The sequence below is a fragment of the Pseudomonas sp. WS 5410 genome (assembly GCF_012985645.1).
In the GTDB taxonomy this organism is placed as follows: Bacteria; Pseudomonadota; Gammaproteobacteria; order Pseudomonadales; family Pseudomonadaceae; genus Aquipseudomonas; species Aquipseudomonas shahriarae.
The window spans coordinates 1-12,719 of record NZ_JAAQWS010000014.1; the positions used below are offsets into that span (position 1 = coordinate 1).

Annotated in this window: 12 protein-coding genes; 3 read left to right on the forward strand and 9 right to left on the reverse strand. The window is 58.8% G+C overall.

Annotation, left to right across the window (positions count from 1 at the left end; genetic code table 11):
• Positions 1 to 134: 134 nt before the first annotated feature.
• The 9 genes from msrQ to mrcB form a co-directional block, all read right to left on the reverse strand.
• On the reverse strand, positions 135 to 755 hold the full coding sequence (msrQ, locus tag HBO24_RS19630; RefSeq protein ID WP_170060131.1) for a protein-methionine-sulfoxide reductase heme-binding subunit MsrQ: 621 nt from the start codon (positions 753 to 755) through the stop codon (positions 135 to 137).
• Entirely contained in the window at positions 755 to 1,768 is a 1,014-nt protein-coding gene (msrP, locus tag HBO24_RS19635; RefSeq protein ID WP_170060132.1) for a protein-methionine-sulfoxide reductase catalytic subunit MsrP, read from the reverse strand. The genes msrQ and msrP overlap by 1 nt, the downstream gene beginning before the upstream one ends.
• A gap of 63 nt (positions 1,769 to 1,831) precedes the next feature.
• Entirely contained in the window at positions 1,832 to 2,689 is an 858-nt protein-coding gene (gene pssA, locus HBO24_RS19640) for a CDP-diacylglycerol--serine O-phosphatidyltransferase (RefSeq protein ID WP_090292973.1), read from the reverse strand.
• Positions 2,690 to 2,832: 143 nt separating this feature from the next.
• Positions 2,833 to 3,849, reverse strand: a complete 1,017-nt coding sequence (gene ilvC / locus HBO24_RS19645) for a ketol-acid reductoisomerase (RefSeq protein ID WP_003194132.1) — start codon at positions 3,847 to 3,849, stop codon at positions 2,833 to 2,835.
• A 47-nt stretch (positions 3,850 to 3,896) separates the two neighbouring features.
• Positions 3,897 to 4,388, reverse strand: coding sequence for an acetolactate synthase small subunit (gene ilvN / locus HBO24_RS19650; protein ID WP_003176102.1), 492 nt, complete (start codon positions 4,386 to 4,388; stop codon positions 3,897 to 3,899).
• 2 nt (positions 4,389 to 4,390) lie between these two features.
• Complete coding sequence (locus tag HBO24_RS19655) at positions 4,391 to 6,115, reverse strand: acetolactate synthase 3 large subunit (protein WP_057960672.1); 1,725 nt, start codon at positions 6,113 to 6,115, stop codon at positions 4,391 to 4,393.
• Between the two features lie 431 nt (positions 6,116 to 6,546).
• Positions 6,547 to 6,876: a YqcC family protein gene (locus HBO24_RS19660; RefSeq protein WP_057960637.1), complete on the reverse strand. Its 330-nt coding sequence runs from the start codon at positions 6,874 to 6,876 to the stop codon at positions 6,547 to 6,549.
• Positions 6,876 to 7,607, reverse strand: a complete 732-nt coding sequence (locus tag HBO24_RS19665; RefSeq protein ID WP_057440150.1) for a tetratricopeptide repeat protein — start codon at positions 7,605 to 7,607, stop codon at positions 6,876 to 6,878. The genes HBO24_RS19660 and HBO24_RS19665 overlap by 1 nt, the downstream gene beginning before the upstream one ends.
• Positions 7,608 to 7,623: 16 nt before the next feature.
• Complete coding sequence (mrcB, locus tag HBO24_RS19670; protein WP_057444144.1) at positions 7,624 to 9,948, reverse strand: penicillin-binding protein 1B; 2,325 nt, start codon at positions 9,946 to 9,948, stop codon at positions 7,624 to 7,626.
• A 117-nt stretch (positions 9,949 to 10,065) separates the two neighbouring features.
• Between mrcB and HBO24_RS19675 the strand changes: the two genes are divergently transcribed.
• The 3 genes from HBO24_RS19675 (at position 10,066) to HBO24_RS19685 (ending at position 12,532) form a co-directional block, all read left to right on the forward strand.
• Positions 10,066 to 11,622: a bifunctional aminoglycoside phosphotransferase/ATP-binding protein gene (locus HBO24_RS19675; protein WP_115127392.1), complete on the forward strand. Its 1,557-nt coding sequence runs from the start codon at positions 10,066 to 10,068 to the stop codon at positions 11,620 to 11,622.
• 91 nt (positions 11,623 to 11,713) lie between these two features.
• The gene (locus HBO24_RS19680) at positions 11,714 to 12,058 is read left to right on the forward strand and encodes a pentapeptide repeat-containing protein (protein ID WP_057960641.1); all 345 of its coding nucleotides are present in this window, start codon (positions 11,714 to 11,716) and stop codon (positions 12,056 to 12,058) included.
• Between the two features lie 201 nt (positions 12,059 to 12,259).
• Entirely contained in the window at positions 12,260 to 12,532 is a 273-nt protein-coding gene (locus HBO24_RS19685) for a TfoX/Sxy family protein (protein ID WP_057440152.1), read from the forward strand.
• Positions 12,533 to 12,719: the final 187 nt, after the last annotated feature.

The window sequence follows — 12,719 nt, forward strand, 5'->3', positions numbered from 1 at the left end:
TCTGGGCTTCGATGAACTGAAGCAACTCGCTGTCGAATTCTGCGTAACTCTTTGTTTACCAAGGAGTTTTCCGTTTCGACTGCGCCGGAAGTGGGGCGAATTATAGACTTCCAGAATCTGCCGTCAAGCGTTAATTACGCTTTTGTTGCAGAAGGTGCCTTTTTAGCAATAAGGCGGGGAATTCGACGCATCACCGGTGGAATCCGCAGGACCAAAAGCAGCCCCCCTATAGAAGCATAGATAGCCCACTCCTTCAGGTCGGCACGCACGATCCACAGCATATGCAACAAACCAAGCCCCAGAATCACATACACGAGGCGATGCAACTTCTTCCAACGGGTACCCAATCGACGCTGGCTATAGCGATTGGATGTCACCGCCAACGCCAGCAAACACAGGAACGCCAACGCTCCCACAATAATGTAAGGGCGTTTGCGCAGCTCGACGCCCAACTGCGACCAATCCAACCCAAGGATAAATACACAATAAGCCGCAAGGTGCAGCACCACATAAGCAAAACACCACAACCCCAACTGCCGGCGCACAGCGATCCACCCCGCCCAACCGCTCAACTTTTGCAGAGGCGTCATCGCAAGCGTGACCAGCAGCAAGATCAGCGTTCCCAGCCCCAGCCGATCAACCAGCACTTTGCCGGGATCAGGCCCCAAGGTAAGACTCCAGGCCTCATACAACCAGTACAACGGCCACACTGCCGCAGCTATAAAGACGCCAAGGCGCCAGAGGGGGTAGCGCATCAGTAGTTCTTCCGCAGATCAAGACCCGTATAAAGAGAAGCGACCTCATCCGAGTAGCCATTGAACATCTGCGTCTCGCGCACATTCGGGCTGAACAAGCCGCTAGGCAGACGGCGCTCCCGCGCCTGGGTCCAGCGAGGATGATCGACCGTGGGGTTCACATTTGCATAAAACCCATACTCATCCGCCGCAATGCTCTGCCAGGTGGTTTTCGGCTGCTCACTCACCAGACTGATCCGCACGATGGACTTCACACTCTTGAAGCCATACTTCCAAGGCACCACCAGCCGCAGCGGCGCGCCATTCTGGTTGGGCAGTTCACGGCCATACATGCCCACCGCAAGGATTGCCAAAGGGTTCATCGCTTCATCCAGACGTAACCCTTCTATATAAGGCCAGTCGATCAGGCCGAAACTCGAACGCTGGCCCGGCATGCTCTTGGGGTCCTGCAGAGTTTCAAAGCGGATGTACTTGGCCTTGGAACTGGGTTCGACCTGTTTAAGCAAAGCCGATATAGGGAAGCCGATCCAGGGAATGACCATCGACCACGCCTCGACACAGCGTAGACGGTAGATTCGCTCCTCCAACTGATACGGTTTCATGAAGTCCTCCAAGGCATAACGCCCAGGCTTGGCGACCTCACCATCAATCACGACGCTCCACGGCTCCGTCTTGAGGGAACCAGCATTCGCCGCCGGGTCGCCCTTGTCGGTACCGAACTCATAGAAGTTGTTGTAGTGGGTCGCATCTTTGAACGGGGTGATGGCTTCGTCTTTGACCGTCACCGCCTGCCATTGGGTGCCTGGCAGCTTCTCGGCAAACCAGCCGGGAGCCTTGCCCGGCTCGACATCGGCATAACGCGCGGTATCAGCTGCACTCGCCCAACGCGGCAGGCTGCTGGCAGCAATACCGGCAAGCGCACCACCGAGCAAACTGCGGCGGGAGAAATAGAGGGATTCCGGGGTGACATCCGATTCGTGACAATCGGACGCTTTAGGCAACTTGATTAACATGGCAACTCCGCAGCATTGGAGAACTGATGCACCAATAGACTGCGGAGTATGGGGGAAATTACATTAAGGCAATGTTTTGTCCCGGCGCAGATGCAACAGGTACTGAACCGGACCCGAAGCCGCATACACCAGGAACGCCAGCAACAGAATCCGCGGCGGATCGCTGAAGACCACTGCGAAAACCAGCACCACCACCAGAATCGCCACGAAAGGCACCCGCCCCTTCAGGTCGAACTCCTTGAAGCTGTTGTACTTGATATTGCTGACCATCAGCATGCCGGCCGCCGCAACCATCAAGGCCACCAGGAACGACATCTTCGACCCCTGGATACCGTAGTCACTGAACGCCCAGACAATACCCGCCACCACACCTGCCGCAGCAGGACTGGCAAGCCCAATGAAGTAACGCTTGTCGGCAGTCCCCACCTGGGTATTGAAACGCGCCAGGCGCAGTGCAGCACCAGCCACGTAGATGAAGGCAACCATCCAGCCAACCTTGCCCATATCACCCAGGGCCCAGGCAAACGCCAACAGCGCAGGCGCGACACCAAAGGCAACCATGTCCGACAGCGAGTCGTATTCGGCACCGAAGGCACTTTGCGTATTGGTCATGCGCGCTACGCGGCCATCCAGGCCGTCAAGGACCATGGCCACAAAGATCGCAATGGCAGCAAAACCGAAGTATTTGCTGGCACTCGCCGCATCCCCTGCCGCCAGCGCACTCTGGGCACTCATGGAATTGATGATGGAGTAGAAACCGGCAAACAGGTTCGCCGTGGTGAACAGGTTGGGCAGAAGATAGATGCCACGATGCCGGACCTTGCGGCCTTCCGCGTCACGCCCTTCTTCGACATGCTCATCGATCGGTAGCAGGCTTTCGGCGTCAGAGGCCTGGTTTGGCTCTTCGGGACGTTCGCTCATGGACTTTACCTTGCAACGGTGTGAAAAAATTCGACAGACACTTGCGGCGAGTGTTCGCCCGCAAACGATGCAGCTTTATACCAGAACCGGCCCGCAAACGAAAAAACGCGGCCTAGGCCGCGTTTTCCCTTGATGCATCCGACTTAGTTTTTGGCTTTGTCGACGATCTTGTTGGCACCGATCCACGGCATCATGGAGCGCAGTTGCTCGCCGATGACTTCGATACCGTGAGCAGCGTTGTTACGACGCTTGGCGGTCATCGAAGGGTAGCCGGTTGCACCTTCGCTGATGAACATTTTGGCGTACTCGCCGTCCTGAATACGTTTCAGGGCGTTGCGCATGGCCTGACGGGATTCGGCGTTGATCACTTCCGGACCTGTCACGTACTCGCCGTACTCAGCGTTGTTGGAGATCGAGTAGTTCATGTTGGCGATACCGCCTTCGTACATGAGGTCAACGATCAGCTTCAGTTCGTGCAGGCACTCGAAGTAGGCCATTTCTGGCGCGTAGCCAGCTTCAACCAAGGTTTCGAAACCGGCTTTTACCAGCTCAACGGTACCGCCACACAGAACGGCTTGCTCGCCGAACAGGTCGGTTTCGGTCTCGTCCTTGAAGGTGGTTTCGATGATGCCGGTACGACCGCCACCGACGCCAGCAGCGTAGGACAGTGCAACGTTCTTGGCGTTGCCCGAAGCGTCCTGGTAGATCGCGATCAGGTCAGGGATACCACCGCCTTTGACGAACTCGGAACGCACGGTGTGGCCCGGTGCTTTCGGCGCGATCATGATCACGTCGAGGTCAGCACGCGGCACGACCTGGTTGTAGTGGATCGCGAAGCCGTGGGAGAAGGCCAGGGTGGCGCCTTTCTTGATGTTCGGCTCGATTTCGTTCTTGTACAGCGAGGACTGGAACTCGTCCGGGGTCAGGATCATGACCAGGTCGGCAGCCGCAACAGCAGAAGCCACGTCAGTGACTTTCAGGCCGTGGGCTTCAGCCTTGGCAACGGTAGCCGAGCCTTTACGCAGGCCGACAGTGACGTCGACGCCGGAGTCTTTCAGGTTGCACGCCTGGGCGTGGCCCTGGGAGCCGTAACCGATGATGGCGACTTTCTTGCCCTGGATGATCGACAGGTCACAATCTTTATCGTAATAAACTTTCATGAGGTTCCTCTATATATCCAGGCCGTAAGGCCATTCGCTAATTTGGGTTAGATGCTGAGTACTTTGTCGCCACGGGCAATCCCGGTGACGCCACTGCGTACGGTTTCCAGAATCGAGGCCGTCCCGATCGACTGGATGAAGCTGTCCAGCTTGTCGCTGGTACCGGTCAGTTGAACGGTATAAACGCTGGCGCTCACATCGACGATCTGCCCACGATAAATATCGGTAGTCCGCTTGATCTCGGCACGTTGGGCGCCCGTGGCCTTGACCTTAACCAGCATCAGCTCGCGCTCGATGTGGGCACTTTCCGACAAATCGACCAGCTTGACCACTTCGATCAGCTTGTTGAGGTTCTTGGTGATCTGCTCGATCACTTCATCATGGCCCACAGTGGTCAACGTCAGACGCGACAGGGTCGGGTCTTCGGTCGGGGCCACCGTCAGGCTTTCGATGTTGTAGTTGCGCTGCGAAAACAGGCCGACCACACGAGACAGAGCGCCCGGTTCGTTCTCCAGAAGCAGGGAGATAATGTGCCGCATGATTAGGTCCGCTCCGTCTTGTTCAGCCACATGTCGCGCATAGAGCCGTCTTTGATCTGCATCGGGTAGACGTGCTCGCTGGTGTCGACCTGGATGTCGATAAACACCAGACGATCCTTCATGGCGAACGCCTCTTCCATCTTCGGCTTGAGATCCTTCAAATCGGTGATGCGCATGCCGACATGGCCATAGGCTTCAACCAACTTGACGAAATCTGGCAGCGATTCCATGTAGGAATGGGAGTGGCGACTGTTGTAGCTCATGTCCTGCCATTGGCGAACCATGCCCAACACACCGTTGTTCAGGCAGACGATCTTCACCGGCAAGCCATATTGCAGGCAGGTCGACAGCTCCTGGATGTTCATCTGGATGCTGCCTTCACCGGTGACGCAGGCCACGTCAGTGTCCGGGAAGCTCAGCTTCACACCCATGGCCGCCGGGAAACCGAAGCCCATCGTGCCCAGGCCACCGGAGTTGATCCAGCGGTTAGGCTTGTCGAACTTGTAGTACTGCGCGGCAAACATCTGGTGCTGACCCACGTCCGAGGTCACAAAGGCGTCGCCCTTGGTCACTTCACATAGGGTTTCGATCACGGTCTGTGGCTTGATGATGCTGCCGTCGCCCTTGTCGTAAGGGAACAGGCCGCGATCACCGCGCCATTCGTCGATCTGCTTCCACCAGCTGGCGACCGACTCCTTGTTCGGAGTTTCGCCAATGTCCTTGAGCGCGGCGACCATTTCGGTCAATACGCTCTCCACAGGACCGACAATCGGCACGTCGGCCTTGATGGTCTTGGAGATGGACGCCGGGTCGATGTCGATGTGGATGATCTTGGCATTCGGGCAGAACTTGCTCGCGCCATTGATCACCCGGTCATCGAACCGTGCACCCACGGCCAGGATCACATCAGCGTGGTGCATAGTCAGGTTGGCCGTGTAGCTGCCGTGCATGCCGAGCATGCCGACGAACTGACGATCCGAACCCGGGAAGGCGCCGAGGCCCATCAAGGTGTTGGTCACCGGCAGGTTGAGCATCTTGGCCAGTTCGGTCAAAGGTGCGGAACCACCGCCCAGGATCACGCCGCCACCCGAGTACAGCACTGGACGCTTGGCCGCCAGGAGCATTTCTGCCGCCTTGCGGATTTGCCCCGAGTGCCCACGAACGGCCGGGCTGTAGGAACGCAGCTTGGCTTTCTTCGGGAAAACGTATTCGAATTTTTCCGCCGGGTTGGTCATGTCTTTCGGGATATCGACCACCACAGGACCCGGGCGACCGGATTGCGCGAGGTAGAAGGCCTTTTTCATGATTTCCGGGATTTCCGAGGCGTGCTTGATCATGAAACTGTGTTTCACGATCGGCCGGGAAATACCGATCATGTCGGTTTCCTGGAATGCATCAGTGCCCACCATGGTGCTCGCCACCTGGCCGGAAATGATCACCATCGGAATAGAGTCCATATACGCAGTCGCGATGCCAGTAATGGCATTGGTTGCGCCTGGGCCGGACGTTACCAGTACCACGCCGGCTTTGCCGGTGGCACGGGCATAACCGTCAGCCATATGGGTCGCGGCCTGCTCATGGCGAACCAGTATGTGGTTGACAGCCGGTTCCTTGAACAGTGCGTCGTAGACATGCAGCAGAGCACCACCTGGGTACCCGTAGATATAGTCGACGCCTTCGTCACGCAAAAAGCGGACGAGCATCTCACCGCCAGATAAAAGCTCCACGTTGTTCACCTCTAAAACGCCAGAATACCGTCCGTTGAAAACCGACGGGTCTTAATAGGTTTACTTCTCAACAGAGCATGAGCGACGGTGGTCGCCGACTACGTCAGCACTGACTGAGCAAGTATTGGGATCGTCCCAAGTGTTGCGGGCTTTTCCCACCCAGCGCGAGGTAACGCGTTGCGGGTGTAACAGGTCGGCGCGGATGTGCGCCTCATGATCTGCTGAGCGGGCCTGCTTCTGGCAGTCCCGATACAGCGGACTTTGGATTCTTCTGTTTCAGCCCCTTCAAGTCAAGCAATAATTGCGCTTTTTTCCAACTAAGCGCATGTGAACGTAGAAGAAAGGGCTTTGAGGAGGGATAAAACTCGCCTGAATGTCGTCAAGCGGTAGAAATGTGCGCAAGACTGCCGGAAAACCCGGCAGTCAGGCAATTAACGAGCGCCGACGATCAGTTGGTCGAACTTTTTCAGCGCCGACCGTAGGCCGAGGCTCTCTTGAAGACGATCGGCGTAGACCATCTCGGCCATCTCCAGAATGCCCGAGGCATTGGGCAACGGCAGGTCCTGCTCGAGGATCTGTTTCATGCGACCCAGGAAGATCCACTGCAACCACTGATGAAAATCCAGGGTATCAACCGAAAACGGCTCGACGCTGCTCAGCGCCTCGGCACTGGGGGACACTTCATCCCACCAGCCCGCCAGGCGCAATTCGCGCTCAATCAGCAATAACTGCTCGGCAATTGCCGGAAAACGAGGATCCATCAGAGACTGACCTTGGCCTTCTGCCGAGCCTGGGCAGCACCGGCAGCATCACCTTGCGCAGCGCGCGCGTCGCCAATCAGGGCCCACAGACTGGCCTGCAGGTCAGGACGACCGTTAGCCATGGTCAGGCCACGACGGGCGAACTGTTCGGCTTGTGGCGCATCCCCCTGGGCCATGCGCACTTGCGCCAGGCGGTAGAGCACCTGCGGTTCACGTGGCGCAACACGCTGGGCGCGCTCGAGGCTGGAGGATGCACCGTTCAAGTCGCCACCGGCCTGCTGTTGCTGCGCAGTGGTGAGCAAGGCCAGGACCGGACCGTCCAACTGCTCGTCGGCGGACAGGCCGCCGGCGTTGGCCGAAGGAATCCCGCTCGGGGTCGAGGGCATGTTGTAGGTGCCCTGGTTGATCGGCGCGGTATCAATCGGCGCGGAGTTCGACGGCCCAGGTGTGATCGGGCCCGGTGTCCATGGCGCCGAGCTGATCGGCGCAGACGTAGTAGCGCCGCCCCCCGGAACCATTACCACCACTCCGGAATCCTGGGGTACAGCCTGGGTTGTGGCAGGGTTTGGACGCGTGGTCACGGTCTGGCGGAAGCCGCCGTTGGCCGAGATCCGGTCATTGTTGGACACGGCCGTGCCGGAATCCACCACCGGGATGGACCCGCGCTGCACGCTGGAGCAACCACTGAGCAAAGCTAACGTTGTAATAGCCGGAATCAACCACTTGTTCACTTGAAATCCTCTTTGCTTAATTCATCCAGCCCTTGACCCAATCCATCACCGAATCGGCATCCGTGGGCACACCTGTGCCACATGGAGCGCCGGCTGGCGGTTCACTGCCGCGAATATACGGCATCTGCACCGCGCCCGGACAGTTGGCATCGGAGCCCTGCCCGGTATGGGGGTCGATCCAGGCCTGCACGATGTTGTCGGGTTGCGGCATGTTCAGTGGCAGCGGGTCGGCCTTGCGCATAAAACTGGTCCAGACCTGCAAGGCGCCGGTCGCCCCCGTGAAGGGTGTCTTGCCATTGTCATCGCGCCCCAGCCACACCACCGCGAGCAGGTCCTGGCTGAAACCGGCGAACCAACTGTCCCGGGAATCGTTACTGGTGCCGGTCTTGCCGGCCAGCGTCAGGTTGCCCGGCAGTGAGCTGTACACCGAGCGCCCGGTCCCTTCGCGCATGACCCGCTGCATGGCGTTCTGGATCAGGTAGATGGAGGCCGGATCAAAGCGCTGCTCGATCTGGAACGGGTAGCGCTTGAGCGGCTCGCCTTCCGCCGTGAGCACACTGCGGATCCCGCGCATCGGTGTATTGAAACCACCGTTGGCCAGGGTCTGGTACATGGTCGCCACTTCCATCGGGCTCAAGCCCCCCGCCCCCAGCAACATCGAAGGGAACGCCGGGAACTCGCGACTCACGCCCAGGCGCGCCAAGGTCTTGAGGACGTTCGGCACCCCCAGCTCCAGGCCCAGCCGCGCCGTGGACAGGTTGTAGGAATGTGCCAGGCCCTGGTACAGGAACACCGTACCGTGGGAGCGACGGTCATAGTTCTGCGGCTTCCACACCTGGCCATCGGCGCCCTTGACCGAAAACGCTTCGTCGGACAACCAACTGGTCAGGGTGTACTTGCTCGGTTTTTCCAGCGCCGTGAGGTACACCGCCGGCTTGATCAGCGAGCCAATCGGCCGTACGGCATCCAGGGCACGGTTGAAGCCGGCAAAACTGGCCTGGCGGCTGCCGATCATGGCCTGGACTTCACCGGTTTCCGGATTGGTCACCACCATGGCCGCCTCAACCTCATCCGACCCCTTGCGTCCGGCCAGGCGCTTGAAGGTATCGCTGACCGAAGCTTCGGCCTTCATCTGCAGGATCGGATCGAAACTGGTGAAGATCCGCAGGCCTTCTTCGGTCAAGTCCTCGTCGCGATAGTCTTCGCGCAACTGGCGCTTGACCAGGTCGATAAAGCCGGGGAATGAACTGTCGGCCAACTTGCCACGGGTAGTGACACCCAGGGGCATCTTCTTCGCGGCGGCGACCTGTTCTGCGGTGGCCACGCCCTGCTGTTCCAGCACGTCGAGGACCAGGTTACGACGCTCCAGAGCCCGCTCCGGGTTGCGGCGCGGGTTGTAATAGGACGGCCCCTTGACCATGCCCACCAGCAACGCCACCTGATGCAGCTTGAGCTCGGACAATGGCTGGCCGAAGAAGAACTGACTGGCCAGGCCGAAACCATGCACGGCGCGCTGGCCATCCTGGCCGACGAACACCTCGTTGAGGTAGGCCTCCAGGATCTCCTGCTTGCTGTAATGCAGCTCCAGCAACATCGCCATCATGGCTTCAGTGAGTTTACGGGTCAGGCTGCGCTCACTGGTCAGGTAGAAATTCTTGACCAATTGTTGCGTCAGCGTACTGCCACCCTGGGTCATGCGGCCACCCGAGGTGTTGACCCAGATGGCGCGGGCGATGGACTTGGGCGATACGCCCCAGTGGCTGTAGAAATCCCGGTCTTCAACCGCGACCAGGGTTTCCAACAGATACGGCGGGACCTGATCAATCTTGATCAGGATGCGATCTTCAAGGTTCTTCGGGTAAATCCCGCCGATCAGCAATGGCTCAAGGCGCACCACCGGCAGCTTGCCGCCGTTGAGTGCGGAAAGCTCGGCCACGTAATCCCCGGAGAAACGCACACGCACCGGCTGGGCCTTTTCCAGGCCTTCATAGAACTGGAAGCCCCGGGTGTTCAAGTCCACGGTATTGCCGCTGACCGCCGCCGCCCCCGGACCGTTGGCCACGGCTTCGCGCCGGTAGCCCAGCGCATCGAGTTCGGTGAGAAAGTCTTCCTTGCTCAGCTTCTGGCCGGTAAACAGCTCCAGCGGGCGAGCGTAGACCTTCGCCGGGATGGTCCAGCGCTTGCCAGAGAACTTCTCCTGGACCACGGCATCGAGGTACACCGCGACGCCTGCGAGTGCCACCAGGCCAACCAGGCCGAGCTTGATCGCCCAGCCCAGCCAGGGGCGCAGGCTGCGGGGAGGAGGTTTTTTACGGGAACGGGGAGATCGGGTACGAGTCATGGCGGCGGATTATACGCATTTTATTGATGATCAACATGAACCGGACGGCGGTTTGCATGACCGACTTGAGCGGCCATAATGCGCTCCATTATTTTCCCAGACTCCGAAGGATCGCCCGTGAGCCAGCCCCTGATTGCCGCCCTGCAAAACCCGGCCCTGTTTCCTCATCCGGTCGAAGCGTTTCAAGTCATCGAAACCCATATTTCCTGGGTTCTGCTCACTGGCCCCTACGCCTACAAGATCAAGAAACCGGTGAACTTCGGCTTCCTCGACTTTACCCAGTTGGACGCCCGCTCCCACTTCTGCAACGAGGAACTGCGCCTCAACCAGCGCCTGACACAAGATTTGTATCTTGAAGTGTTACCGATCACCGGCAGCGTTGAAGCCCCGCAACTGGGCGGCGAAGGTCCGGCCATCGAATATGTGCTGAAAATGCGCCAGTTCCCGCAAAGCCAACTGCTGAGCACCTTGCAGGCCAATGGCGAGCTGACCAGCAGCCACATCGACGAAATGGCCAGCCAGATTGCGCAGTTCCACTTGAACGCGCCCAAGGTTCCCGCGGCGCACCCGGCCGGCACGCCGGACGAGGTGATGGCACCTGTACAGCAGAACTTCGAGCAGATCCGCCCGTTCCTCAGCGACAAGGCCGACCTGGCCCAACTGCAAGCACTGCAAGCCTGGGCCCAGAGCAGCTTCGAACGCCTCAAGCCACTGCTGGAGCAACGCAAGCTCAATGGCTTTATCCGCGAGTGCCACGGCGACATTCACCTGGGCAACGCAACGATGATCGACGATCACGTGGTGATCTTCGACTGCATCGAGTTCAACGAGCCGTTCCGCTTCACCGACGTGTGTGCCGACACTGGCTTCCTGGCCATGGACCTGGAAGACCGTGGCCTCAAGTCCCTGGCCCGACGTTTTATCAGCCAGTACCTGGAACTGACTGGCGATTACCAGAGCCTCGAACTGCTGAACTTCTATAAGGCCTACCGTGCCCTGGTGCGGGCCAAGGTCGCCCTGTTCAGCATGCCGTCCGAAGCAACGCCTGTAGAGCGTGCGACCACCCTGCGCCAATACCGTAACTACGCCAACCTGGCCGAAAGCTACAGCACCATCCCTTCACGCTTCCTGGCAATTACCCACGGTGTGTCGGCCACCGGCAAAAGCCATGTGGCAATGCGCCTGGTCGACGCGCTCGGTGCCATACGCCTGCGCTCCGATGTAGAACGCAAGCGCCTGTTTGGCGAGCAGCAAGTGGAGAACACCCCACAAGCCGGGATCTATGCCTCGGATGCCAGCGCAGCGACCTACGCCCGCCTGCATACCCTCGCCGAAACCGTGCTGCGCGCGGGCTTCCCGGTGGTCCTGGACGCCACCTACCTCAAGCGTGAACAACGCGACGCCGCCGCCAAAGTCGCAGAGGCCACTGGCGCGCCCTTCCTGATCCTCGATTGCAATGCACCACAGGCAGTGATCGCCAACTGGCTGGCGAAACGTCAGGCAGATAAAAATGATCCTTCTGACGCCACCCTGGAGGTCATTGAGCAGCAGCAAGCCAGCCGCGATCCTCTGAGCGCCGAGGAACTGCTGCTGAGCAAGCGGGTCGAGACCAATGAAAGCGGGACGCTGGACGCGTTGGTTGCCCATGTTCGTCAACACCTGCCAGGGCTGTAAGAAATATTTCCTGGCTGTGAAGCAGTTAACAGCTCACAGCCAGCAATAGTGGCACTATAATGGCGCCATAAATCCAACAGGAGATGCCGCCATGGGCCAGCCGAAGTTGCTTGATACCCCGCTCTACGCGCTGCTGCATAAAGATGACATCCATGGCTTCAATCAGGAACGCCCCAAGGATGGCCCCATTGATATGCGTGGCGGGGACTTCCGCGGGCTCGACCTGCGCCACCTGGATGCCGAGGGCGTGGATTTTACCGACGCCTATTTCCGTTCGGCCGATTTGCGTGGCCTGGACCTGCGCGCTTGCGCGCTGGAAGGCGCCAGCCTGGCCCATGCGCAGATTTCGGGCACTTACTTCCCGCCTGAGCTGAGCGCTGACGAGATCCTGATGTCGGTCAATTTCGGCACTCGCCTGCGTTACCGCACCCGCTGACAACACGCCCTTATCCCCAGCTACGCGCAACGCGGGCTGGGGGCTTGCGCCACTCGCCGTCAATAATCCAGCGCCAGCCTTAGAAGCGTTTACATCGTTTCTGAGCAAAGAACTACGCTTTTCCTACTGAGCGCTACACTCCTTTCAGGCTTGCCTGGTCACGATACCCACCGAACCATTCGGCCGTCGCAAGGAGGCTTAATGAACGATGAGCTGCAACACCTGAAAAACCTTGGCAAGACCTCTGCGCAATGGCTGCATGCGGTGGGCATCCATAGCGCTTCAGACCTGCGTCGCCTGGGCGCCGTGGACGCCTATCGCGCGGTACGCAGTCGTGGCTTTCGGGCGTCCAAAGTCCTGCTGTATGCCATCGAAGGCGCATTGATGGATGTGCATTGGAACGATATTCCAACTGAGCGCAAGGAAGCCTTGAATCGCCAATTGGAAGTTTTGTCGGTACGCAACAAGAACTGAAACAGTCCAGAACCCAGGGTTTACGGGAATTTCAAACATGCGTTTGAGGAAAGGCGCCCTGGGCGTAAAAACAAATGTTGACTCTCAAATGAGAATCGTTATGATTATCACAACTGGTCGCGAGATCAGCCGATAACTGAAAGACCCTTGGTTCGGACTCTCAGTTTATCTCCTCATCAGGCTAATC

Excerpts from the sequence above, each read along its gene's own strand:
- msrQ (WP_170060131.1), bottom strand. The coding sequence starts at position 755 with ATGCGCTACCCCCTCTGGCGCCTTGGCGTCTTTATAGCTGCGGCAGTG.
- msrP (WP_170060132.1), bottom strand. The coding sequence starts at position 1,768 with ATGTTAATCAAGTTGCCTAAAGCGTCCGATTGTCACGAATCGGATGTC.
- pssA (WP_090292973.1), bottom strand. The coding sequence starts at position 2,689 with ATGAGCGAACGTCCCGAAGAGCCAAACCAGGCCTCTGACGCCGAAAGC.
- ilvC (WP_003194132.1), bottom strand. The coding sequence starts at position 3,849 with ATGAAAGTTTATTACGATAAAGATTGTGACCTGTCGATCATCCAGGGC.
- ilvN (WP_003176102.1), bottom strand. The coding sequence starts at position 4,388 with ATGCGGCACATTATCTCCCTGCTTCTGGAGAACGAACCGGGCGCTCTG.
- HBO24_RS19660 (WP_057960637.1), bottom strand. The coding sequence starts at position 6,876 with ATGGATCCTCGTTTTCCGGCAATTGCCGAGCAGTTATTGCTGATTGAG.
- mrcB (WP_057444144.1), bottom strand. The coding sequence starts at position 9,948 with ATGACTCGTACCCGATCTCCCCGTTCCCGTAAAAAACCTCCTCCCCGC.
- HBO24_RS19680 (WP_057960641.1), top strand. The coding sequence starts at position 11,714 with ATGGGCCAGCCGAAGTTGCTTGATACCCCGCTCTACGCGCTGCTGCAT.
- HBO24_RS19685 (WP_057440152.1), top strand. The coding sequence starts at position 12,260 with ATGAACGATGAGCTGCAACACCTGAAAAACCTTGGCAAGACCTCTGCG.